This window comes from Rhizobium ecuadorense, assembly GCF_001187535.1.
Taxonomy (GTDB): Bacteria; Pseudomonadota; Alphaproteobacteria; order Rhizobiales; family Rhizobiaceae; genus Rhizobium; species Rhizobium ecuadorense.
This window is the reverse complement of sequence record NZ_LFIO01000076.1, coordinates 1-239: the sequence shown is the minus strand read 5'-3', so window position 1 is coordinate 239 and position 239 is coordinate 1. Positions and strand designations below refer to the sequence as shown.

At 60.7% G+C, this 239-nt stretch carries 1 pseudogene; it reads left to right on the top strand.

Annotated features, from left to right (window positions below):
* A pseudogene (locus AF337_RS03790) lies at positions 1-239 on the top strand (glycogen debranching protein GlgX); the annotation flags it as partial.

Here is a 239-nt window from a genome sequence, read left to right as displayed (position 1 = left end):
TATCTGGTCCGGCTATATCGCCGGCGTCGGACCAGGCACGGTCTACGGCTATCGCGCCCATGGTCCCTATGATCCCAACGCCGGCCATCGCTTCAATGCGAACAAGCTGCTGCTCGACCCCTATGCCAAACAGGTCACCGGCGAGCTGACATGGGATGACGCGCTGTTCGGTTATCAGATCGGCGAAGACGATCTTTCCTTTGACGAGCGCGACAGCGCACCCTTCACGGTCAAGGGCG